Source organism: Ruegeria sp. ABV4_181 (assembly GCF_056158465.1).
In genome coordinates this window covers 14,402-37,500 of sequence record NZ_JBSWTI010000002.1, presented here as the reverse complement: position 1 = coordinate 37,500, position 23,099 = coordinate 14,402, and the positions used below count along the sequence as shown (strand labels likewise).

Below are 23,099 nucleotides of genomic sequence, written 5' to 3'. Positions count from 1 at the left end.
GCATCTTCTTTGAAGATACGCTGCCTCGCACCTGGCAGACTTTCTTCGAAAGTCGCCAACATTGACATCGTATAGAGAGAAATCAATCAACACTGTTTGATCGTGCCGAGTGTGGCACTGATCTCGGTCGTTCTTATCTTCGGATGAGCGGCGCAGTTTGGGTCTAGCCGGCCTGGAATGCGTATCGCGACTGAAACGAACAGAGTTGTCCAAGTCAAATATACTAACCCGAGCGACCTGCGTTGATCAGCTGCACGGCTGGGAGACCATATGGGGTTGCTCAATTGTCCTCGTCCAAGTGGCGGGGGCGGGAAATGTATGTTTTTGGTTCAGAAGAATGGCTGCCTTTAGTTACCAGCTGGGCGGTCTCGATTGACATACTTGTGCTCCAGTAGCCGAATAGGCGGTAGCGCAAAAAGTCATGTCTTTCTTTTTCTGGATCAAATCAAGCGCGAGAAGGGCGTTTGGTGAATGCCTTGGCAGCAAGAGGCGATGAAAGACGTGATACTCTGCGATAAGCCATGGGGAGCTGAGAATAAGCTTTGATCCATGGATTTCTGAATGGGGCAACCCACCTGAAAGTTCGTTGTAAATTGCTCCGCAATATTACAACGGATTTAAACAGGTACTTAAGACCTGAATACATAGGGTTTTAAGAGCAAACCCGGGGAACTGAAACATCTAAGTACCCGGAGGAAAGGAAATCAATTGATACTCCCCTAGTAGCGGCGAGCGAACGGGGACCAGCCGAGCCGGATAAGTGACTAGAACACGTTGGGAAGCGTGGCCATAGCGGGTGACAGCCCCGTATAGGAAGCTTTGACGGACGTATTAAGTAGGGCGGAACACGTGAAATTCTGTCTGAAGATCGGAGGACCACCTTCGAAGGCTAAGTACTCCTTGCTGACCGATAGCGAACCAGTACCGTGAGGGAAAGGTGAAAAGCACCCCGACGAGGGGAGTGAAACAGTACCTGAAACCGAACGCCTACAATCAGTCGGAGGCTCCTTGCGAGCTGACGGCGTACCTTTTGTATAATGGGTCATCGACTTGGTCTCACGAGCAAGCTTAAGCCGTTAGGTGTAGGCGTAGCGAAAGCGAGTCTTAATAGGGCGAATGAGTTCGTGGGATCAGACCCGAAACCGAGTGATCTAGGCATGGCCAGGTTGAAGGTAAGGTAACACTTACTGGAGGACCGAACCCACATCCGTTGAAAAGGATCGGGATGAGCTGTGCCTAGGGGTGAAAGGCCAATCAAACTCGGAGATAGCTGGTTCTCTGCGAAATCTATTTAGGTAGAGCGTCATCCGAATACCCCGGGGGGTAGAGCACTGGATGGGTAATGGGGCCCCACAGGCTTACTGATCCTAACCAAACTCCGAATACCCGGGAGTACTAGATGGCAGACACACTGCGGATGCTAACGTCCGTAGTGGAGAGGGAAACAACCCTGACCTACAGCTAAGGCCCCCAATTCATGGCTAAGTGGGAAAGCAGGTGGGACGACCAAAACAACCAGGAGGTTGGCTTAGAAGCAGCCATCCTTTAAAGATAGCGTAACAGCTCACTGGTCTAAACAAGTTGTCCTGCGGCGAAGATGTAACGGGGCTCAAGCCATGAGCCGAAGCTTAGGATGCCGTAAGGCATGGTAGCAGAGCGTAGTGTGACATAGAACTCATCCGTATTTGCATCCCTAGTGGATGTAATGACGGATCGAGTTCTTTCGATGAAGCCGGCCTGTGAGGGATCCGGTGGAGAGATCACTAGTGAGAATGATGACATGAGTAGCGACAAAGAGTGTGAGAGACACTCTCGCCGAAAGTCCAAGGGTTCCTGCTTAAAGCTAATCTGAGCAGGGTAAGCCGGCCCCTAAGCCGAGGCCGAAAGGCGTAGGCGATGGGAACTAGGTTAATATTCCTAGGCCAGGAGGATGTGACGGATTGCAGATGTAGTTCAGCCTTATCGGATTGGTTGGGCTGCTGAGCAGTTCCTGGAAATAGCCCTCCATCAGACCGTACCCTAAACCGACACAGGTGGACTGGTAGAGCATACCAAGGCGCTTGAGAGAACGATGTTGAAGGAACTCGGCAAAATACCTCCGTAAGTTCGCGAGAAGGAGGCCCGGTTCCTAGGCAACTAGGGGCTGGGGGCACAAACCAGGGGGTGGCGACTGTTTATTAAAAACACAGGGCTCTGCGAAGTCGCAAGACGACGTATAGGGTCTGACGCCTGCCCGGTGCCTGAAGGTTAAAAGGAGAGGTGAGAGCCTTGAATTGAAGCCCAGGTAAACGGCGGCCGTAACTATAACGGTCCTAAGGTAGCGAAATTCCTTGTCGGGTAAGTTCCGACCTGCACGAATGGCGTAACGACTTCCCCGCTGTCTCCAACATCGACTCAGCGAAATTGAATTGCCTGTCAAGATGCAGGCTTCCCGCGGTTAGACGGAAAGACCCCGTGCACCTTTACTACAGCTTCGCACTGGCATCAGGATTGTGATGTGCAGGATAGGTGGTAGGCTTTGAAGCGGAAACGCAAGTATCCGTGGAGCCTCCCTTGAGATACCACCCTTCGCACTCTTGATGTCTAACCGCGGTCCGTTATCCGGATCCGGGACCCTGCGTGGCGGGTAGTTTGACTGGGGCGGTCGCCTCCTAAAGCGTAACGGAGGCGCGCGAAGGTTGGCTCAGAGCGGTCGGAAATCGCTCGTTGAGTGCAATGGCAGAAGCCAGCCTGACTGCAAGACTGACAAGTCGAGCAGAGTCGAAAGACGGCCATAGTGATCCGGTGGTCCCGAGTGGAAGGGCCATCGCTCAACGGATAAAAGGTACGCCGGGGATAACAGGCTGATACTGCCCAAGAGTCCATATCGACGGCAGTGTTTGGCACCTCGATGTCGGCTCATCTCATCCTGGGGCTGGAGCAGGTCCCAAGGGTACGGCTGTTCGCCGTTTAAAGAGGTACGTGAGCTGGGTTTAGAACGTCGTGAGACAGTTCGGTCCCTATCTGCCGTGGGTGTAGGAGACTTGAGAGGAGTTGCCCCTAGTACGAGAGGACCGGGGTGAACGATCCACTGGTGGACCAGTTGTCGTGCCAACGGCAGTGCTGGGTAGCTATGATCGGACAGGATAACCGCTGAAGGCATCTAAGCGGGAAGCCCCCCTCAAAACAAGGTCTCCCTGAGGGCCGTGGAAGACCACCACGTCAATAGGCCGGAGATGTAAGCGCAGTAATGCGTTCAGTTGACCGGTACTAATCGCCCGATAGGCTTGATTTGATCCAGTAATGGAAAGACAAATCAAAAACATACACCTTGAACATGGACGGCTGTGTCGCACCAAGCGGCACTGTTGATCGACATAACAACCGAGTGGCAACGCGCCTTTGCAAGCAAAGACGCTGCCTGCCACCTGTCGCTTTCTTGCACAGCAAGAAAGTCGACATGGGCTTTTCCTCGGTTTGGTGGTCATAGCGCAAGTGAAACACCCGGTCCCATACCGAACCCGGAAGTTAAGCACTGCCGCGCCAATGGTACTTGGGCTTAAGCCCCGGGAGAGTAGGTCACCGCCAAACCTAGTAAAAGCCCATATTCTCTCTAACACGATGAAATAATACCCGGCCTCAAGTAGCCGAATAGGCGGTAGGCCCACCAAAGTGTCGCGGGGTGGAGCAGTCCGGTAGCTCGTCAGGCTCATAACCTGAAGGTCAGAGGTTCAAATCCTCTCCCCGCAACCAAACTTCCAACAGCCCGTTCGATCTACAAACAGTCCACTGGATCAATTGCTTGACGTCTTCACCTCGTCAGGCTCATAACCTCAAGGTCGCAGGTTCAAATCCTCCCGCTGAAACCAAGCTTTCTCAACGAAAGCAAAGCATTAACAGTCGGAGCAAGCGGCAACACCGCTGCCCGCTAATCTCTCTGGAAGCATTGTGGAAACAACCCGGATGGCAGAAAGCAGAACCTTCATAGCCTTCGCTGGTAGTAGCAAGACGAGAGCAATTCAGAAACCTCACCGGCTCATGCGCAAGGTTCCTTCTAGGCATTGAGAAACCGTAGTAGGTGTCCCCGAACACCCGGCAGTGTTAATTCGGCTTGATAAGACGAATAAAAGTACCGGATAAAGTCACTCTGCCGCCAAGGGAACAATGGCTTCTCCAGTCCGTGAGTGTAGCTCGTCGTCTGACCGTTCGCCGGGCTGGCGCCATCGGTATATCAGGGCAAACACCGGGGGCGTGAAATAGAAGGACACGACGGTCGACAGCAAGACGCCTCCGGCGATGGCTACTGCGAAGGGGGGCCAGAAGGCGCCGCCGTCCAGGATCAGGGGAAGGAATCCGCCGAATGTCGTGACCGTGGTCGAAACAATGTGGCGGCTGGAACCGGTCACCACGCGGGCGATGGCAGCCTGATCACCGCGACTTGCCTGCGGGTCTTGTTGCAAACCTGTCAGAATGATGATCGCTGCGTTTATTGAGACCCCGATCGAGCCGATGACCCCGATGATAGCCTGAATGCCGAAGGGGAACTGCATGACTGCCAGAGACAGCATCGACAGGCCGGCCGACAGGACGCAGACAATCAACGTCACCACGGTCAGTCGGAATGAGTTGTAGGTCAACACGATGGTCGCGATGGACAGCGTAACGATCAGCCCGACCGATGCCATCAGGTTACCGACGGTGTTCGAGCGAGCATCGCTGTCGCCACCCAGAGACATCGTATAACCTTGCGGAAGCGCGAACCCCGCCGCGTCCAGCGCCAGAAGAACGTCCTGCAGCGCTTCTTCCGGCAGCACACCGGGGACAATGAAGGCCTGAATGGTGTTCTCCCGAACACCATCCGTCCGGGTGATGACACTTTCCGCGGGTTCGATGACGGGTTTGGCCAGTTCTGACAGGGGTAGGGCGGGAAAAGCCCCGGTTGCCGACACGGCCGCAGCATTGGGCAGAAGAATGGGCATACTGACGATTTCGCTCAGGTCAGATCGCACCTGGTCACCCAATCGCACGCGCACGGGCAACTGCTCGGTCCCTTCGATCAGCGATCCTCCGGTGACGCCGACCAAAGCGGTGTCCAACTGTCTGGCAATGTCCGCAACGTCCAGACCCAGCAGGCGGGCCTTGACTTCGTCTATTTCAAAGCGGATCTGGGGGTTGCCGCCGTTAACGCTGGCACGGGCTTGGGTCACCAGATCAAGATTGGCCATGACTGCACGCACTTCGCCACCCAAACTGCGCAGGACGGAAATGTCCTGACCCTGAATTTTGACCTCGACCGGGGCCGCAACCGGAGGCCCCTGCACCAGGTTGCGCACAATGATCTGGGCATCGGGGAATTCGATGTCGAGACGGGCCTGCAGGGTGCCAACGAGGCGCGCGGCGTCCTCAGCGGTTTCCGTCGTGATCATGGCCTGTGCGAACCCGGGCTCGCGCGCGCGATTGCCGACAATGTTGTAGTAGAAGGCCGGACCGGATTCGCCGACGGTCCAATAGACGCTGCGAACGCCGATGTCGGCCAGCAGAATGTCGTCGATCCTGCGGGTAGTGCGGGTGGTGGTTGCGATTGACGTTCCGCCGGGCATATCCACTTCGATGTAGAACTGGTTGCGATCCACGCCCGGAAAGAACTGCGCGGTCAGGGTCGGGAAGGCCGCAAATCCCAAGACCGGCAACACCAGCGCCAGTGCGATGGACCGCAGCGGGTTGGCGACGGAAAGCCGGATGGAGGCCTCAAATAGCCGGGCCAAAGCCGGGATCGTGATGCCCGGGCTCAGCATTCCTGCATCCGGTTTGTTTGACAGCATCCAACCGGCGACCGCAGGCGTCACGGTCAGCGCGACGATCAGGGACCACATAAGCATCAGAACAACGGCGATGGCGATCGCGCCGACAAAATCCCCGGCGGGACCGGGCAGCAGGATCATCGGCAAAAAGGCCAGTGCTGTCGTGACAGTGGATGCCAAGAGCGGCGCCGTCAGACGGCGCACCGCGTCCCGCACGGCATCGACACGCGCCATGCCCGCCTGCAACCGGCGGCGAATTTCGTCGGTCATCACAATTGCGGCGTCAACAAGCAATCCCAGTGCCACGATCAGGCCGGTCACCGACATCTGGTGAATGGGCAGGCCGATCATGTTCATCGTCGCCAGCGTCGCCAGTGAAACGACCGGCAAGACCAGTGCAACGATGGCGGCAGCGCGAACACCCAGCGTTACGAACAGCACGGCCACGACCAGAGCAACACCGATTGCCATGTTGATCCCGACCTCGGTCAGGCGATCCGTCGTGTACTGGCTTTGATCGAAAAGCAGTATCTCCTGCACGCCAAGGGGAACCGACGCGGCCCCGCTTTCAAGCTCGTCACGCAGATACCCGGTCCAGCGGTCGATCTGCACGCCGTCCTGCGCCAGGACACCGACCAGTACGGCGGGCATGCCGTTGGCGAAGGCTATCGAAGACTGCGGGTCGCGGGGGCCCCGATCCACGCTGGCTAGGTCACCCAGCAAGACCACTGCGCCTTCGGGGCTTTCGCGCAACACGATGTTCCGGATCCGGTCCAGCGTTTCGATTTCTCCGCTGATGTTGATGGTCAGGTCAACGTCGGATTGCAGCCGCCCGGACTGGATCTTTCCGTCCGCCTCGGCGATCCGCTGCGATATCTCGGCAGCACCGAGCCCCAGCGCAGCGGCCTTGTCCATATCGACGCTGACCAGAACTTCTTCTTCCGGCTGTCCAAAGTAATCCACCGCACGGGTGGCGGGGATGGCGCGCAGCCTGTCACCCAGAGCTTCGGCATGGCGCGACAGCAGCGTCACGGGGTAATCCGGGTTTTCCGCTGCTACCGCGATAACGGCCGAATAGGCGGAAATGCCTTCGGCGTCGAACTCGGGCGGCAGAACGCCGGCAGGAAATTTCCGGCTCGCGTCATCCACAGCATCCCGGGCCTCGGCCCAGACTTGTTCGATGGTCGTTTCGTCGAGCGTTTCCAGCAACTCGACGGATACGACCGAGACACCGGATCGCGACACGGAACTGATTTCGTCGACTTCGGCGATCTTGCGAAGCTCTTCTTCGATTTCGGCTGTGACAAGGGCTTCGACCCTCTCCGGGTCAGCGCCGGGATATTGGGTGGTCACAGTCGCAAAGAGGTTGGTGATTGTCGGGTCTTCCTGCCGCCCGAGCGACAGGAACGACGAAAGCCCCGCGGATACCAGAACCAGTACGATTAGCGCGACAAGCCGTGGGTGGCGAAAAGTGAGCGTTTCCATTGGCCTGCTCCGTTACCCATCCGTCCCGAATGCAACCCGCTGACCAACGGTTACGCGCTGCGGACCCTGATCTATCAGGACAGTTCCGTCGGGAAATTCACCGCGGACGAATACACGGTCGTTCCGTGCGTGCAGCACTTCGACATTTGCCACCCGCACCGTCTTGTCTGCGTCAGCAACCAGCAGCGTCCATTGCCCGCGCGCGCCCTCTTTCAGCGCGGTCGTCGGGACCCAAGTTCCGGTGCTTTCCACCGGTTCGCCGATGTGGACGCGCGCGGTCTGCCCAAAGGCCACGTCAAGGCCCCCAATCAGATCAAAAAGCGCGGTTCGCGTCCGTGTCAGCGGATCGATATCGGGTCGCAACGTCGCCAGACGGGCCGGGTGACGGGTGCCGGCGATTTCAACCTCGACATCGGACAAAAGCGCCGGGTCCACATCCAGCGGTATTCCAATCCGAACCTGCGGAGATACGATTTCGACCATCCCCAGCACCAGATCACCGGGCCGCAAGGTTTCCCCGCCATCGACATGGCGGGCGGTAATCCGGCCTGCGAACGGGGCCTTGATCCCGGACTTTTCGATCCGCACAGTCACGTCACGCAAGGCGGCGTCAAGTTCCCCCATCCGCGAAAGCAATTCGTCTTGCCGTGCCACAGCCTCGTCCAGACGCGCCTGGCTCGTAAAGCCCTGTTCAATAAGTCCGGCGTTTCGCTCGACCGTCTTTTGGGCAAAACCCAACTGCGCCGCAATGGCGTCCCGCGAAGCGGTCAGCCGGTCCCGTTCAACTTCGAGCAGGACGATATCCAGTGTGGCCAGCCTCTGACCCTGTGCAACCTCGTCACCTTCGTCCACCAGAATTTCTTCGAGCGTGCCATTCAGTTCGAAGGAAATATCAGCCGCGCGCTGCGGTTCAACCTGACCGATGAACACCCGATCGACGACATAGGCGTCTTCCTGCCTGATCGGCGTCACGGAAACCGGGGTCACGGCCGCTGCGTCAGGCGCAGGAACGGCTTCGGCCCTGCGCGAAAGTTCCGAGGCCCCGAAATAGACGGCCGCTGCCGCAATGGCAAACACACTGGCTGTCACCCCCAACCGCAAACCCACGCGAAAAACGCTGGAAAACAGGCTTCTCTTGGTTCGCGAGGAACGGTTCTTTTCTCGATCCGGCATTTGGCAATCTCAGCAAGTTAGCATCTCTAACATATGTTAGCGTTGCTAACTTTGACAAGGGGAACGTGATCTGCCACATCTTTAACCATGACGAGCACACAAAAAATTCATAAGTCCGATGACGGATCGCGGCACCCATCGGTAGGAAAAAAATCCTACCATCACGGTGATCTTCGCGCCGCGCTGATCGAAGCCACGCGGCAGTTGGTGGAGGCGAAGGGACCGGACAGTTTTTCGGTTTCGGATGCGTGCCGGCTGGCCGGTGTCTCGACCGCCGCGCCCTATAAACACTTCAGCGATAAGAAGGAAATGCTTGTTGCTACCGTTCTGGAGGGCATGGCCAGGCACCGCGAGAACATGCTTGCCGCGCTGGAAGGAATTCCCGAAGGGTCACCCGAGCGCATTACCGCGATCGGTATGGAATACGTCTCATTCGCGCTGCGCGAGCCGGGGATTTTCTGTCTGAAATTCGGCGGATTCACCGACCGGATCGCCGATCCACGGCTGGAGGCAGGGGGCCAACAAAGCTTTGGCATCCTGCTGTCCGAGGTCGCAAAATGTCTGGGTGAGCCGGGAATCACCGATGAGGTGCGTCGCCGTGGGTTCCTGTTATGGAGTTTCGTTCACGGTCTGTCGTTCATCCTGCGCGACCAGGGGCTTGCGGAAAAGGGCGAAGAATTCGATTTGCACGATCTGCTGGAAGACGTGTCCGCCAGAATGCTGAGCTGAGGTTCGGTTACAACTCACCATTATTCTCCAGCCAGACCCGCACGGGTGCCGCCGAATATCGCAGGGTTATCCTGAAAAGGACCGCCTTTCTCGGCCGCATCACAGCTCTACCAACCGCTCCTCGACAGGTGAGGATTGCACGATTGAGGAATTGGTCGCACCAAAGGGAACGATCCGGTCGATGACGGCTTCCATTTCTGCAACGTCGCGGACATGGGCGCGGGCGACAAAACAGTCCTCACCTGAAACGCGGTCGCACGAGACGATCTGCGGAGTGTCCCGAATGGCCTGAACCATGTCCTGCATCGCACCCGGCAGCGGCCGTGCCCGTATCAGGAGTGTCAGACCATAGCCGAGCCGTGCCGGATTGATGCGCGCGCCGTAGCCCGTGATGATGCCCGTGTCCTCCAGGCGACGCACCCGGTCGGCAACGCTGGGGGCGGACAGTCCGACACGGCGGGACAGTTCCGCCCGGGGAATGCGCGCATCCGCGCAGAGTTGGCGCAGAATAGCGGCATCGATACGGTCCAGGCTGGACTCTTCGGATCGAAGGGAAAAGCCTCCGCGTGCCTTCGCTTCAGGTCCATTTTTATCCACAGACATTCTCGATCTCCATATGCGATGTCCGGATCACCTTGCATCATGGTGGAATGACGGATCAAGCCTCAAACCCTGTGCACCGGGCCAGAGCGTCCTGCACCATGTCGCGCATTTCGGAAGCTTTTCCGCCCCAAATCTGGTTCGGCGTATCAGCTGTTTTTCATTACCTCGGCCCGGCCTTCGCGGTGCTTCTGTTCCCGGCTGTCGGCGTGCTTGGCGTGGCGTGGTTTCGCATCACTTCGGCCGCGTTGATATTCGCGCCGATGACCAAGCCGTGGCGCACATTCAGGATGGCGACCAGATCACAGAGGTGTCTGCTGGTCGCGCTCGGCCTGTGTCTGGCAGTGATGAACTGTGCCTTCTACCTTGCGCTGGATCGGCTGCCGATCGCGCTGGTGGCTGCAATCGAATTTACCGGGACAGTCGGCATTGCGCTGTGGGGGCTTCGCACGGGGCGCAATGTTATCGCGTTCGGTTGCGTGGTCGCAGGGGTGGCGCTTTTGATCGACGTGCCGGCACTGTTTGCGGCGGACGGTTCCCTGCGAGACACGGACCTTGTTGGTTTGTTCTGGGCGGTTCTGAACGGCGCGCTTTTTGTTCTTTATGTCATCCTGGGGCACAGGATTTCGCAAGGTGGAGCCTCTGGCGGGGTTGAGAGCCTCGGCGCTGCGATGTCGGTTGCGTTCCTTTTTGTGTTCCCGATCGGGTTTTTGCAGGCGCTTGAAGCCTTTGGTGCACCCTTGCTTGTGCTGGCCGGGATAGGGGTCGGGTTGTGTTCCTCGGTCATTCCCTATGTCTGTGATCAGCTTGCCATGGCACGCCTGCCGCGTGCCAGCTTTGCTCTGTTGCTGGCCTTGCTGCCGGCGTCGGCAGCGATCATCGGTGTCGTTGTCCTGCGGCAAATTCCTGATCCGGCTGATGTGCTGGGGGTGGTTCTTGTGATGGCAGGCGTTGCCATTCACGCACCCGCGACGGTGACTGAACCCGCCAAACAAGGGGGCGGCGGCAAGTCGGTTCAGTCAGGTTTGCGTACGCAGCAGTCAAGCCGTGCGTCGTGCCGGGCCTGATCCGCTCAAATGGCGCCGGGCCCGCGTTCCTGCGGTTCAATTCCGTATTGACGCATTCCCGGAATTCATGCACTCAAACCCCGGATGGTTCCCGATGGTGCGCCCAAGGGATGAAAAGGGAATACGGTGCGGTTTGCCTTTCGGCGCCAATTCCGTAACTGCCCCCGCAACTGTAAGCGGTGAGCGACGCCAAACACCCACTGGCCCTCTGGGCCGGGAAGGATGGCCAAGCATCGACCCGCAAGTCAGGAGACCTGCCATCATATGTTCAACCAACCCGGGGCGGGGCGTCCTGGAAGGAGGCTTTGATGACACGTCTGTTGCGTGTTTACAGATCCGGCACCTTCTGTCCGCGCTTGCGACCAAGCGGAGCGGGCAATGCCAAAGTCTTCTGATCATGTTCTTCTGATTTGTGCGACCTGTCAGGGCACAATGACGGTCGATGCGCTGCGCGACGTCCTGTCAGCCAGACTGCCTTCGGGCTTTGCAATCCGCACCGTCGATTGCATGGCGGGCTGTGCGCAGCCAACGACCGTCGGATTTCAGGCGGTGGGCAAAGCGCAGTATCTCTTCGGTGGCATTCGGACCCTTCCCGAAGATGAGGCGTTGGCGGAGTTCGCACACCAGTACCGGAACAGCGCCGATGGGTGGACCAATGCCACCGACAGACCGCGCCCGCTGTTCACAAAAACACTTTCCCGAATACCGCGAATTGAATTGGGGGAACCTTCATGACGACCTCTGCCTTTCTTGTTGCGCGTGATCTCGAATTTTACGCGCTGAATGGTGATGTTCTGCTGCAAGGCGCGTCATTTGAACTGGACGAAGGGGCTATTCTGGCAATTGCCGGGCCGAACGGGGCAGGGAAAACCACGTTGCTGAACCTTTTGTGCGGCGCGGCGGATTTTGCACTGGGCGACGTGCTGGTCAGGGGGCGAAGCCTGAAACAGATGTCCGCCACCGAGCGCGCCCGCATGATAGCCGTCGTCAGTCAGCAGGAAATGCCGGATGGGCGGCTGTTATTGCGGGATTACGTCGCTCTGGGTCAGATTCCCATCCGCGCGGATCGCTCGGCCAAGGCGCATACTGCCGAGCTTGAACGGATTCTGCACCTGACCGGGCTGGGCAGGTTGTCCGACAAACGGATGGCGATGCTGTCAGGCGGTGAGCGACAGCGCGCGCATATCGCGCGGGCGCTGGCGCAGAACCCCTCGCTGCTGTTTCTGGACGAACCCACCAACCACCTGGATCCGGACGCAAAGGGGCGGATGCTGTCGCTGGTCGCGGAACTGGGCATCACCGTGGTGATGATCGTCCACGATCTGGTGATGATCCCCGAATTCGCCACCCATGTCGCGTTGATGAAATCCACGCGCCTTACCGGTTTTGGACCGGTGGGCGAAGTGCTGACACCCGACCGGGTCCGCGACACGTTCGGCGTCGACTATCTGTGCTTTCACCACGACGGTCGCGTGATCCCGGCGCTGGATATCCGAAAAACAACTGTTTCAACCTAACCCAAGGAGTATATCCGCAATGAAACACATCTGGTCCGTGGCACTGGCCACAGCCATGGCAGGTGGTGCCGCCGCCCATGAGGTGACCGTCGACAATTGCGGCGAGCCGCTGGTGTTCGAAACTCAGCCCGAGCGTCTGGTCGTGCATGACATGAACATGACCGACATGGCTTTTGCACTTGGCCTGCAGGACAAGATCGTGGGCCTGACCGGGATCACCGGCTGGTACAAGACCAGCCCGGAATTCGACACTTTGCGCGGTGACATACCCGAGTTGGCACCGAAATACCCGACCGTCGAGACCTTGGTCGCGGCCCAGCCGGATCTGTTTTTCGCGGGTTGGTATTACGGCATGAAGCCGGGCGGCGATGTGACCCCGGATACGCTTGAACCCTTCGGGATCAAGACCATGGTCCTGACCGAAAGCTGCGTGCATCTGGACAAGACGCGGCCAGAGGCGAGCATGGATCTGTTGTTCGACGATGTTCTGCGGCTGGGCAAGGTCATGCATGTCGAGGACAAGGCCGAGGCGCTGGTTTCGGGTTGGAAAGAAGAACTGACCGCGATCGAGGCGCAAACCGTTGATCTGCCGAGACCCCGCGTCTTTCTGCTCGACGGCCCGGCAGACGCGCCCTTTACCGCCGGCAAGTTCGCTATCCCTGACGCGATGATCACCGCCGCCGGGGGCGAGAACGTCACGCATGACATGGACACAAGCTGGGGTCGCACGTCTTGGGAGGCTGCAGCGGCGGCGAACCCCGAATTTCTGGTGCTGCTGGACTATCAAACCGGCAACGGGGCCGCGGACACGTTCAAATTTCTTCAGGAACATCCGGTGATGTCCCAGACCGACGCGGTCAAGAATGAGCGCTGGATCGGCCTGCGGTACGAGGAACTGACCCCCGGACCGGCAAATATCAAGGCGATCTCGAAGATGGCGCAGGCCATGCATCCGGGTCTGAACTGATATGGGCCGATTGGCTCTGATGCTATCGCTGGGGGCGGTCATGTTGATCGCCCTTTTGCTGGTTTCGACCATTTACGGAACCACGTCGATTCCGATTTCCGACACGGTTACGGCAGTCTTTCTGGGGACCGGCCTGATCGACGGTGACATGTCTCCGCTGCACCGGATCGTGTTTGATCTGCGCCTGCCACGAGCCCTGTTCGCCGCTGTGATTGGCGCCGGGCTGGGAATTGTCGGTGTGGTTCTGCAAACCACGACGCGCAACGATCTGGCCGATCCGTTCCTGTTTGGTTTGTCTTCGGGTGCAGCCGCAGGTGCCGTGTTCGTCATCACCGTGACCGGGGATATTCTGGGTTTCTGGACCCTGCCATTGGCCGCGTTTTGCGGGGGGCTTGTGGCGTCGGGGATTGTGCTGGCGCTGGTTCACGGGTTGCGCACCAGCGCGCCGGAAAAACTTATCCTTGCGGGGCTTGCGGTCTCATTCCTGTTTTCGGCCCTCACCAACTATCTGATCTTCGCGGGTGACAGCCGGGCTGCGCACTCGGTCATTTTCTGGATGCTTGGCGGGTTGGGGCTGGCAAGGTGGGAGACCTTCCCGCTGGTCTGCGTCGGCCTGATCCTGATCCTCAGCTTTTCGCTGTATCGCAGCCGGTGGCTGGATGCGTTGCTGACCGGGGACCTGACCGCCGCGACACTGGGCGTGCCCGTTCGCAGCCTGCGATTTAGCATGTTCTTCGTCGCTGCATTGGTGACCGCCGTATTTGTCTCGGTCGCCGGGGTCATCGGCTTTGTGGGACTGATGGTGCCCCATATCGCCCGGGGGATTGCCGGCCCCTTGCACGGCCCGCTTCTGCCCACCGCAGCGATCGTGGGGGCAGCTTTGCTGACCGGATCGGACATCCTCAGCAGGTTGCTTCTTGCGCCGCAAGAACTGCCGGTCGGGATCGTCACAACATCCATCGGATCGGTTTTCGTGTTTCTGTTGCTGTTCAGAACGGCCAAAACACAGCGATAGAGGGCACCCAGCGGCAGCGCGCACAGGGCGGGCACGTCAGGGACCTCGCGATTGCTGCCGGACGGCGTTGTGCCAAAAGCTTGTATTGTCTCACAGTTACGGCCAGTGTTTTCCCGTCACAGTGCCGTAGCATTTGTTGGCGACACAAGAACCAGCGGGCGGTCGGAAGGGCCGGAACCGCGACGCGATCAGGGAGCGACGGGATGGCATTGGAACTGAAAGAGATGTGCAGCGGGCTGGGGTTCCCCGAAGGCCCGGTTGCGATGAACGACGGATCGGTGCTGTTTGTTGACATCAAGGAAGAAACTCTGGCGCGGCTGACGCCCGACGGGCAGGTCAGTGTTGTGGCAGAGATACCAGGCGGACCCAACGGCGTCGCCATAGGCCCGGACGGCGCGGCCTATGTCTGTAACAATGGCGGTGTTTACAGCTTTGTTCCGTTTGGCCCTGACAAGATCACGGTGCCGGCGCCGATACGGCCAAATTACAAAGGCGGTTCGGTGCACCGCGTCGATCTGAAAACCGGGACCGTGACGCAGCTGTTTGACTCGTATCAGGGCAAAAGACTGATCGCCCCGGATGATCTGGTGTTCGACACATCCGGCGGGTTCTGGTTCACCGACACCGGAATCGAGGATGAGGAATCCACCCGCTATGGCGGGCTTTATTATGCTTCGATTGACGGTAAAACGCTGATCAAAGCGGCGACGATCCCCATGCCCAATGGGGTCGGGCTGTCGCCGGATGCAAAGACGGTTTACGTCTCGGACACCGTGTTCGGGCGGCTCTGGGCGCTGGAGATCACGGGGCCAGGTGCGGTCAAACCCGGTCCAATTCCGGGGATGCCCGGAAATGTGGTTCAAACCCTGCCGGGTTATCAATGGCTCGACAGCCTCAAGGTCGAAGAAGACGGGCGCGTCTGCGTCGGCACAATATTCAACGGCGGGATTACGGTGTTCAGCCTGGATGGCACGACCGAGCATGTCGAAATCCCCGACCTGTTTACAACCAACATGTGCTTTGGCGGCAGCGACATGCGCGATCTGTGGATTACGGCTTCGAGTACCGGCAAGATCTACAAGACCAGATGGCCGCGCCCGGGGTTGAAACTGGCCTTCAATGCCTGAGGTGCACCGGCGCGTCACAGCCAGCAGAGTTTTTTCAAAACATGCCAGTCGTGACATTTTAGCTGCCATTTGACTGCGCGATTAAGGTCTTTTGGTGGCAAATACTGGCGGGGCCGGGTCGGGTGTTGTAAACCCTTTGCCGAAATGGGGGAAGTTGCGGATAATCCTGCGAAGCAGTCGACGGATCTGGGGCAAAGGCGCCAGGTCTCGGTTCTGTTTGCCGATCTGGTCGGATACACCGGGATCGTTGCGGCGCTGGGCGAAGAAAAAGCCCTGGAATTTGTTCGTGTCGTTTATGACAAGCTGGTGCGCGCAGCCGAGGAACATGGCGGCACGGTGCGCGACTTTGCCGGTGACAGCATCATGGCATTGTTTGGCGTGCCGGAGGCGCTTGAAGATCCGGCTTTACGAGCCTGCCGCGCCGGCATGGCGATCCACGCATCATTCAAGGCCGCCGCCGCGGATATGGAAAGGCGATTTGGGGTGCGTCCCGAAATGCGGGTGGGCATCAGCTCGGGCACCGTTGTAATGGCCGCGGTGCAGGGCGAAGGCAGCCCCGCGACAGCCGTGGGAAGCACGGTAAATCTTGCCGCGCGTCTGGAAAACCTCGCGCCCACTGGCGGTACGCTGATCTGTGATACCACGCGCGGGCTGGTCGAATGGGTTACCGAACTGAGCTTTTTCGGCGAGCATCAGATCAAGGGCCTGTCGACGCCGCACAAACTGTGGCAGTTGCAATCGATCAACGAAGGCGCCACCCGGTTTGACGCTTCGGTGGCGCAGGGGCTCAGCAGCTATGTCGGCCGCCTGACCGAGCTGCGGGCGATGTCGGCAGCGCTTGATGGCTCAAAATCGGCACGCAGAGTTGTCGATCTGGTGGCGGAACCCGGGCTGGGCAAAACGCGGCTGGTATTCGAGTTTCTGAATCAGGTGCAGTCTGACGACGTGGCGGTTCTGAAAGGCTATTGCTTTGCGGACCGGCAGCAGGTCCCGTTCCTGCCGTTTCTGGAGATCATCCGGAACTCGTTTCAGATTCTGGATGCTGACAACCCGTTACGGGTTCAGAAGAAGCTGGAAGTCGGTCTGGAAAAGTCCGGCCTCTATACCCGGCAAAATCTGGGTCTGATGATGAACCTTTTGGGTGTCAAACCGCCCGAAGGGTCGCTGGACGGTTTGGACGGTGTTCTGATCGGCCTGCGTATCCGGGAATTGTTACCGGCCCTGCTGAAAGAGAAATGCAGCCGCAACAGGGTCATTCTGTTGATCGAGGACGGCCACTGGATCGACAGCGCGTCCGAGGATTTGCTGGAGATCATGATCGAGGATACCGGGTTTTCCAACCTGCTGATCATTCAGACCCGGCGACCGGAATATACGCCGAAATGGCTGGACCAAAGCGTCGTTGCCACCGTGGCCTTGAAACCCCTTGGGGTCGATGATCTGGCCCGCCTGGCGCAGAACCGTCTGGGCGTCACCGAATTGCCGGACGGTCTGGCGGAACAGCTGACCGAACGCGCCGGCGGAAACCCGTTATTCGGCGAAGAGATCCTGAGTTTTCTGCTGGATCAGGGTGCCTTGCGCGTCGAGGGCGACAAGGCGCATTTTGATGCCGAGATGGACGACAGCGGTTTGCCAGTCACCATGCGCAGCCTGCTGGCGGCCAGAATTGACCGTCTGCAATCCGAAGACCGCGAATTGCTGCAGGCCGCCGCCGTCATTGGCCGCCGCTTTGATCCCGGGTTGCTGGCGATGCTGATCGGCAATGGCGAAGATACCGGCGTTGCGCTGCAACGGCTGCAAGCGCTGGATGTGCTCTACCGCGAGACGAATTCGTCCGATTACATCTTCAAGCATGTTCTGTTGCGCGACTCCGTCTATCAGAGCCTTGTTCTGTCGCGCCGTGCCGAATTGCATCTGGCGATTGCGGATGCGCTGGTCGAACGGAATGCCAACCGGCTGCAGGAGGCGGCTGAAACCCTGGCGTACCACTACGGCCAGACGGACCACACAGACAAGGCGTTTCGGTACAGCGCGATGGCAGGCGCCAAAAGCCTGGGCGTCTATTCGCTGGACGAAGCCAACAGGTATTTTGTTGCTGCGCTGGAACTGTATCAAAGCGATCCGGAGTGTGCCTCGAACGAACAGTTTGCCGAGTTTCTGGCAAGCTTTGCCTTGTGTTCCAATATCTCGCTGCGGGTCAAAACGATCATCGATCTGGCCCGTACAGTGCGACCGATCCTGCAACAGGTGGGTGACAACCGGCACCACGCCCTGTTCCTGCATCACTATGTGTCCTGTCTGGTGTGCAACGGCAAATATCACGAGGCGCATTGGGTTCAGCAGGAATTGACGGACATGGCGCGGCGGCTGAAAGACCCGTCCTCTGTCGCCTATGCCATGGTGAACGAACTGTCGGTGTCGATCTACCACGCTCCCATCGAGAATGAGAGGTTCGAGGTCAAGAAGCGCGAGATTGAGGCGGCGCTGGCCAAGATCGACGACGCTTATATCCAGAACTTCTTTTTGGCCACCGTCGGGTGGAACGAACTGACGCGTGGCCGGGTGGCGCGGGCACATGCCGCGTCGGACCGCATGATTGCCCTAGGCAAGACCAAAAACGACCCGCGCGCGCTGGGCTATGGGACCGCGATGAAGGCGCTGATCGCCATGGTGTCGGACGATCACGAACTGGCGTTGAAGATGGCGGAAGAGGCGCGGCAGGCGTCCCAAGTCGAATTTGAGCTGGCCATCGCCGAGGCCGCCAGAGTGGGCGCGATGGTCCCGCTGGAAAAGCCAGGTGCGCTGGACGTCGTTCAACAGCACATCAGGAAGTGTAATGAAAAGGGCTGGACCCTTTTCACATTCGGACCTGCGACCATGCTGGGCGTGGCCTATGCCCTGAAGGGTCAGGTCGCCGCCGGGTTGCGTCAGGTCGAATGGGCGATACAGAAGCGCACGGATGAGGGCACAATGGTCTCGGCCGACTGGGCGCGCCTGTTCCTGTGCGAGATGTATCTGGCCATCCTGACCGGAGAGGGCGGCGGCTCGCCGGGTGTTCTGATCAGAAACTTCCGGTCCATCGTCTGGGTCTTGCTGTTCGGCCGGAAACGATTGATCGCGATGATCGAACAGGTGCGCAAGAACCCTCAATTTGACGAAAAGGGCCACTACATCGCCCGCTGCGACATGATCATGGGCCTGCTCTACAAGGCAAAGAAGAAGAAGTCGCAGGCCATTGATCACCTCACCCGGGCCCGCGTCATTGTCGAGACGGCGGGTCAGTCCCCGATGCTGAAACGGATCGACACGGCGCTGGCCGAACTGGCTTAATCCGTCAACTCGGACAGGTATTTGATGGCTGTCAGGCTGGGCAGAAACGTGTAAGCGCCGCCGCGGGTTCTGATCAGGCGCGGAAACCCGCGCAGGCGGATCGATTCGCCGTCCGGCAGCGTCATGTCGAACCAACTGGTTTCGGGCGTGTTTGCCCCCAGCAACGGGTCGTTTGCGCCGGTGATGTTGGGATCTTGCAGGCCCAGATTGATCCAGTCGCACATGACCGCTTCAAACTGGGCGCCGATATTGGCCCCGATAAAGCTGCCAAGCAGACCGCGTTCTTCCGTATCGGGGTTTTGCGGGTCGAAATCTGGCCCGTAAGACATGCCCCGCCGCACCAGCCGCCGTGTATAATTTGCAATGCGCTGAACAATCGGACCGCCGCGCGGATTGCCGCGCCGCATATGTGATCCGGCCGGACACCGCGAACTGTGCGTATAGTCGAAATTGGTCGGTGAGACCTTGTCGCGGGGCCATTGCGCATCCGGCGACAGCTCATATGGCACCCCGTTGCGCCAGCGCCCGCACATCTGCGCGGCAACGACTTCGCGCAGGGCTCCGTGCATGTCCAGACCCTTGCCGATACGTTCCAGATTGTCGGGGTCAGCCAGACGGTCGCGTTTGGGATGCTCCATCAGCATGTCGGCGGCGCGATCCAGATAAGCCTCGAACCCGGCGGCGTCCTGCGCCAGAATCCGGAAGGCGTTGAATGACCCGTTGAACCCCAGGGCATGAGGTGACGGAACGCGAAACTCGACGCCCTCCTGCCGGGTCCGATAGCCGAGCAGCGCGGTTCCGAGCGGGTCGATGGGTTCTTCGACTTCTGCCTGTTCAGGATCATAGACCTGTTCGAAACGGGGCTGGGAAATACCGTCGACATAGCCAAAGAAAACCTTGCCGTCCGGCAGGCTGCGGCCATTGCGTACACCCAGAACGGTAAAGGCTTTGGCGACCTGCTCTTCGACTCTGTCCAGATGATCGGGCGTGTCGGAATGAATGGATGCGATCAGGTGCACGCGGTCCGGCCGGTCAAACGGGGCGGGCCATTGATCCGGCGCGCTGTCTCCGAAATCCCCCAGTTTCATGGCTCGTTTCGTCATGCCCTGCGCAAACTCGGTGGGGAAGGTTTTCAGGTGCTCGGGCGGTGTCCCCAGCGCGCGCAGCCCTTCAAAGGTGATGCCGATATTGAAGCAGAAGGGCGGTTTGACCTTCCAAAGAATACCGCGGGTGATCTCGGGTATGGTGTTGCTTCCACCATCAACGGCTGTTCCCAGAAAACGGCGGGCCGCTGCGGGATCAGAGGCTTCGAGGATCAGATGGCGTACCTGAGCCCGGCGATAGCCGCGCAGAATGTTGCCCTGAATATCGGCGAGATCGAGTTTTTTGTTCACCAGCCCTGTCCGAATTTTTGGCGCACCTGCGCGGCTGAAATTCCGGGATAGGCGCGATAGCCACCCCCCAGTGAAAGGTTCCGGTTCGCATGCAGTTGCAGAACGAACTCACGTGGCAACGTCGCCAGCATGTGCGGCGGTTTGTTTGGCGGCAGACCTTTGGCCGCGTCCTGCAATCCGAACAGATCGGTCGGGAAATCGGCCGCCTGAAACAGGTCATGCGCGTGAACCCAGTCGATGAATTCCTCGACGTTGTGCTCGGTCGGGATCAGATGCTCTGCCCCGTCGACCAGAGAGATCACGTCGTTGAACACACTGCCGATAGTGGTAATGAAGTCGCGAATGTAGTTGCTGAAATCCCCGTCATAGACCGAGATCATGCAGATATTGTTGTCGATCAGCAGAAACCGCGCGAAATGCACGGTGCCTACATTATCCAGCCCAGCAAAGATTTCATCCACGTTCTGAGCAATGGCAAGCGTTGCCCGCGCGCGTCCGGCGGGCGAGGGATCTTTCAGCGGCATGATCAGGTTCATCATGCGCTGCACGTTTTCGCTGGGTTGGGGCGAGGGGCGCGGTCCGCCCGGCAGTTTCGGTTTCGGGTCGCGCCAGTGCCAGTAGGGTACCACGATATAGCGGGACAGGAACTTGAACCATCCCCGGTCCGGAAGCGAGTTGACGTAGTCGTTGAACCACGAGTTTTGGCGTGTCATGCTTTTACCCTTCCGAAAACGGGCAGGGGGATCCGCCGCGCCAGGCGCTGGAAACCTTGTACGCATCGATGCGCACTTTCAGCACCGGGTCATCCGAAGTTTCGATACCCTTCGTCAGCAGGCCCGGGTTGAAGCTGAGCTTTTCCGAGTCGGCAATCTGATCCTCGGGCACGGCATTCAGGGTCAGCGTGCCCATCATGATCCGCTTTCTGTGCGGCGGCCACGGACGGGACGAGTTGTTGAAGTCATCGCCTACCTCGCCGATCATCATCATCAGGGAAAACCGCGCGGGCTCCTGGGCCAGCCGTTCTTTCAGTTCTGCCCGCAGATAATCGTCCACAGGCGTTTCCTCGGGGTCGGTCTTGAGGACCCCGGCAATGGGTTGCCACGAAAACCTGACCCAGCGTTTGACCCCGTCCGGATCAGTGACGACAAAGGTGTGAACCGCGTGATAGGCCGCACGCACGTAACTGGTGGGGGCGCCGATCTGTGCGGCCTGCATGACGCCAAGCTGAGAATAGGCGTTCTTGTCTGCAAATTCGATTGCGCCGTCATCCGGGCTGATGGTTTCACCGGGATAGGGGTCACGTTTTGGCAGGATCAGTTGCAGGTAGTTGATGATTTTCTGCCAGGGCGTCTCGCCCTCGTATTCCCTGGGCTTGGCCTCTTCGGCGAATTCCAGAAACGTTTCGGGGGTCGGCGCAAAAAACTCTGGCAGAGTCATTGCGATCAGGTCCGTGTCGGTGCCATCGCCAAGGTGGAACCGAACAGCCATGCCGCGCACGTCCGACCAGCCGTCATGCACCGCCGCACAGCCCGATCCGTTCGAAAACCGGACAATCACATCCGATTTTTCGGCGTTGAAGTGGTCGGCGACACAAAAATTCCGGGCAATCGGCGAGGGTTTGAAATACCCCGTCGCACTGATGCCGATCGTGTGAACGGGACGCAGTGCGGGATCACCATCCTCGCGATGCAGCACCTCAACCAGCTTCTCGGCGATGCCGGGACTGCTCATTCCATTCCCCCCATTTCGAACCTTGAAAAATCTCTAAAAACGGCGCGTTAACCATACGCGGTCTTCTTTCAAAGGCAACAGAAACGACGGAGGCAAAGCGGCAGTCAAACCGGCGAACGATCTCGTGGCGTCACCATCCGCGCAGCAATTTCACGGCATTTTCCCAGTATTCACTTTGCTTGCTGGCCTCAAAAGCCTGCTCCATCATCCGGTAGGAATCGGGTCTGTGGGTGGCAAGCCCGACGACCTTGGGAAGCGGCGGATTGATACGCACCAGACGGTCTTTCAGAACCAGCTGCGCCATCCAATACTGGTTCTCGGCCGACGTGGTCAGCAGCAGTTCGATCAAAGCGCCTTTCGGTGCGTCCGACGTAATGCCGAACCATTTCAGCAATCCCCAGTCGTCCGGGTTCCGGACCATCGCCTCGGAAATGTCCGTCGGTTGCTGCCCGGTGCCGATCGACAGCGCCTCTATATCCTCAAGACCATGTGCCTTGTCCGCGGCAATGGCGACGTTGATTCCGTTCATGACAGGGTTGTTGGCAAAGGTCCCGCCATCCGCGAAATACCCGTAATCCTCACCCCCTGCCTTGATCAGATGCGGCGGAAAGTAGGACGGCGCGGCCGAGCTGGCCATGGCCACGTCCAGCAGCCTGACTGCGCTCATGTTCAGCCAGGATTCCTGTTCCAGGTTCTGGTTGGTGATCGTGAAGGGGGACCACCCGATCTTGTCGCTACGGTGCAGGCAGACGGTATTGATGGCCAGAACCAGTTCCGGCGACAAGGTTCCGATCGTCCGCTCGCCCACCAGCGACATCCCGATCTCTTCCAGCCCGGTTGCGTTATACTGTGACGCCAGGATGCCCGGACCGCCGCCCAGCCGCAAACGCCGCATCAGATCGTCAAGTGCCTTGTCAAGAAAGCTGCGTTCGTTTTCCCGAAAGATCTTGTCGGCATCGTCGCGGTAATGCGCGGCCAGTTCGGCGACAAGCGCCGCCATATCCTTGCCCTGCGTCCGTCCATCCGCCAGCGCCACGGCGATCAGACCGCCGGTGGACGTGCCTGCAAAGCCGTCCGCCGTGTCCAGAAATCCGGTTTCTTCGTGAAGGCCCTGCAGGATCAGACAGGTCAGATATCCCCTGATCCCGCCCCCATCGCAGGAAACCAATTTGAATGCCATGTAA

15 protein-coding genes, 1 tRNA gene, 2 rRNA genes and 1 riboswitch are annotated in these 23,099 nt (G+C 58.9%); of the genes, 11 read left to right on the top strand and 7 right to left on the bottom strand.

Going from position 1 to position 23,099, the window contains the following annotated elements:
• Window positions 1-443: 443 nt before the first annotated feature.
• The 3 genes from ACXAC3_RS00175 (at window position 444) to ACXAC3_RS00165 (ending at window position 3,732) form a co-directional block, all read left to right on the top strand.
• Window positions 444-3,274, top strand: a 23S ribosomal RNA gene (locus ACXAC3_RS00175).
• Window positions 3,275-3,455: 181 nt separating this feature from the next.
• A 5S ribosomal RNA gene (rrf, locus tag ACXAC3_RS00170) occupies window positions 3,456-3,570 on the top strand.
• 85 nt (window positions 3,571-3,655) lie between these two features.
• Window positions 3,656-3,732: transfer RNA gene (locus tag ACXAC3_RS00165), tRNA-Met, on the top strand.
• Window positions 3,733-4,121: 389 nt separating this feature from the next.
• Here ACXAC3_RS00165 and ACXAC3_RS00160 read toward each other — a convergent pair.
• Together ACXAC3_RS00160 and ACXAC3_RS00155 are read right to left on the bottom strand one after the other, a co-directional pair.
• Window positions 4,122-7,265 carry an efflux RND transporter permease subunit gene (locus ACXAC3_RS00160; protein ID WP_475153954.1) on the bottom strand — a complete coding sequence of 1,048 codons (3,144 nt, stop codon included), beginning with the start codon at window positions 7,263-7,265 and terminating at the stop codon, window positions 4,122-4,124.
• A 12-nt stretch (window positions 7,266-7,277) separates the two neighbouring features.
• The gene (locus tag ACXAC3_RS00155; protein ID WP_475153951.1) at window positions 7,278-8,438 is read right to left on the bottom strand and encodes an efflux RND transporter periplasmic adaptor subunit; all 1,161 of its coding nucleotides are present in this window, start codon (window positions 8,436-8,438) and stop codon (window positions 7,278-7,280) included.
• 87 nt (window positions 8,439-8,525) lie between these two features.
• Between ACXAC3_RS00155 and ACXAC3_RS00150 the strand changes: the two genes are divergently transcribed.
• On the top strand, window positions 8,526-9,167 hold the full coding sequence (locus tag ACXAC3_RS00150; RefSeq protein ID WP_475153946.1) for a TetR/AcrR family transcriptional regulator: 642 nt from the start codon (window positions 8,526-8,528) through the stop codon (window positions 9,165-9,167).
• 99 nt (window positions 9,168-9,266) lie between these two features.
• Here ACXAC3_RS00150 and ACXAC3_RS00145 read toward each other — a convergent pair whose 3' ends face one another.
• Window positions 9,267-9,770 carry an Lrp/AsnC family transcriptional regulator gene (locus ACXAC3_RS00145; protein ID WP_475153941.1) on the bottom strand — a complete coding sequence of 168 codons (504 nt, stop codon included), beginning with the start codon at window positions 9,768-9,770 and terminating at the stop codon, window positions 9,267-9,269.
• A gap of 98 nt (window positions 9,771-9,868) precedes the next feature.
• Between ACXAC3_RS00145 and ACXAC3_RS00140 the strand changes: the two genes are divergently transcribed.
• From ACXAC3_RS00140 to ACXAC3_RS00110, 7 genes are all read left to right on the top strand, one after another.
• The gene (locus tag ACXAC3_RS00140; RefSeq protein ID WP_475153936.1) at window positions 9,869-10,834 is read left to right on the top strand and encodes an EamA family transporter; all 966 of its coding nucleotides are present in this window, start codon (window positions 9,869-9,871) and stop codon (window positions 10,832-10,834) included.
• A gap of 68 nt (window positions 10,835-10,902) precedes the next feature.
• Window positions 10,903-11,110, top strand: a riboswitch (cobalamin riboswitch).
• A gap of 102 nt (window positions 11,111-11,212) precedes the next feature.
• Window positions 11,213-11,569 carry a DUF1636 family protein gene (locus tag ACXAC3_RS00135; protein ID WP_475153930.1) on the top strand — a complete coding sequence of 119 codons (357 nt, stop codon included), beginning with the start codon at window positions 11,213-11,215 and terminating at the stop codon, window positions 11,567-11,569.
• The gene (locus ACXAC3_RS00130; protein ID WP_475153926.1) at window positions 11,566-12,351 is read left to right on the top strand and encodes an ABC transporter ATP-binding protein; all 786 of its coding nucleotides are present in this window, start codon (window positions 11,566-11,568) and stop codon (window positions 12,349-12,351) included. The genes ACXAC3_RS00135 and ACXAC3_RS00130 overlap by 4 nt, the downstream gene beginning before the upstream one ends.
• 19 nt (window positions 12,352-12,370) lie before the next feature.
• Window positions 12,371-13,318: an ABC transporter substrate-binding protein gene (locus tag ACXAC3_RS00125; RefSeq protein WP_475153921.1), complete on the top strand. Its 948-nt coding sequence runs from the start codon at window positions 12,371-12,373 to the stop codon at window positions 13,316-13,318.
• Window positions 13,319-13,358: 40 nt separating this feature from the next.
• Window positions 13,359-14,333, top strand: coding sequence for a FecCD family ABC transporter permease (locus tag ACXAC3_RS00120; RefSeq protein ID WP_475153917.1), 975 nt, complete (start codon window positions 13,359-13,361; stop codon window positions 14,331-14,333).
• A gap of 203 nt (window positions 14,334-14,536) precedes the next feature.
• Window positions 14,537-15,460, top strand: coding sequence for an SMP-30/gluconolactonase/LRE family protein (locus tag ACXAC3_RS00115; RefSeq protein WP_475153913.1), 924 nt, complete (start codon window positions 14,537-14,539; stop codon window positions 15,458-15,460).
• Window positions 15,461-15,604: 144 nt separating this feature from the next.
• Window positions 15,605-18,790, top strand: a complete 3,186-nt coding sequence (locus ACXAC3_RS00110) for an ATP-binding protein (protein ID WP_475153909.1) — start codon at window positions 15,605-15,607, stop codon at window positions 18,788-18,790.
• On the opposite strand, the gene ACXAC3_RS00105 is transcribed toward ACXAC3_RS00110, so the two are convergent.
• From ACXAC3_RS00105 to ACXAC3_RS00090, 4 genes are all read right to left on the bottom strand, one after another.
• Window positions 18,787-20,184, bottom strand: a complete 1,398-nt coding sequence (locus tag ACXAC3_RS00105) for a Dyp-type peroxidase (RefSeq protein WP_475153903.1) — start codon at window positions 20,182-20,184, stop codon at window positions 18,787-18,789. The two genes, ACXAC3_RS00110 and ACXAC3_RS00105, sit on opposite strands and share 4 nt — an antisense overlap.
• On the bottom strand, window positions 20,181-20,897 hold the full coding sequence (locus ACXAC3_RS00100) for a hypothetical protein (RefSeq protein ID WP_475153896.1): 717 nt from the start codon (window positions 20,895-20,897) through the stop codon (window positions 20,181-20,183). Before ACXAC3_RS00100 ends, ACXAC3_RS00105 begins: the two co-directional genes overlap by 4 nt.
• A gap of 4 nt (window positions 20,898-20,901) precedes the next feature.
• Window positions 20,902-21,915, bottom strand: coding sequence for a catalase (locus tag ACXAC3_RS00095; protein ID WP_475153891.1), 1,014 nt, complete (start codon window positions 21,913-21,915; stop codon window positions 20,902-20,904).
• Between the two features lie 130 nt (window positions 21,916-22,045).
• Window positions 22,046-23,095: a patatin-like phospholipase family protein gene (locus ACXAC3_RS00090; protein ID WP_475153885.1), complete on the bottom strand. Its 1,050-nt coding sequence runs from the start codon at window positions 23,093-23,095 to the stop codon at window positions 22,046-22,048.
• Window positions 23,096-23,099 lie beyond the last annotated feature (4 nt).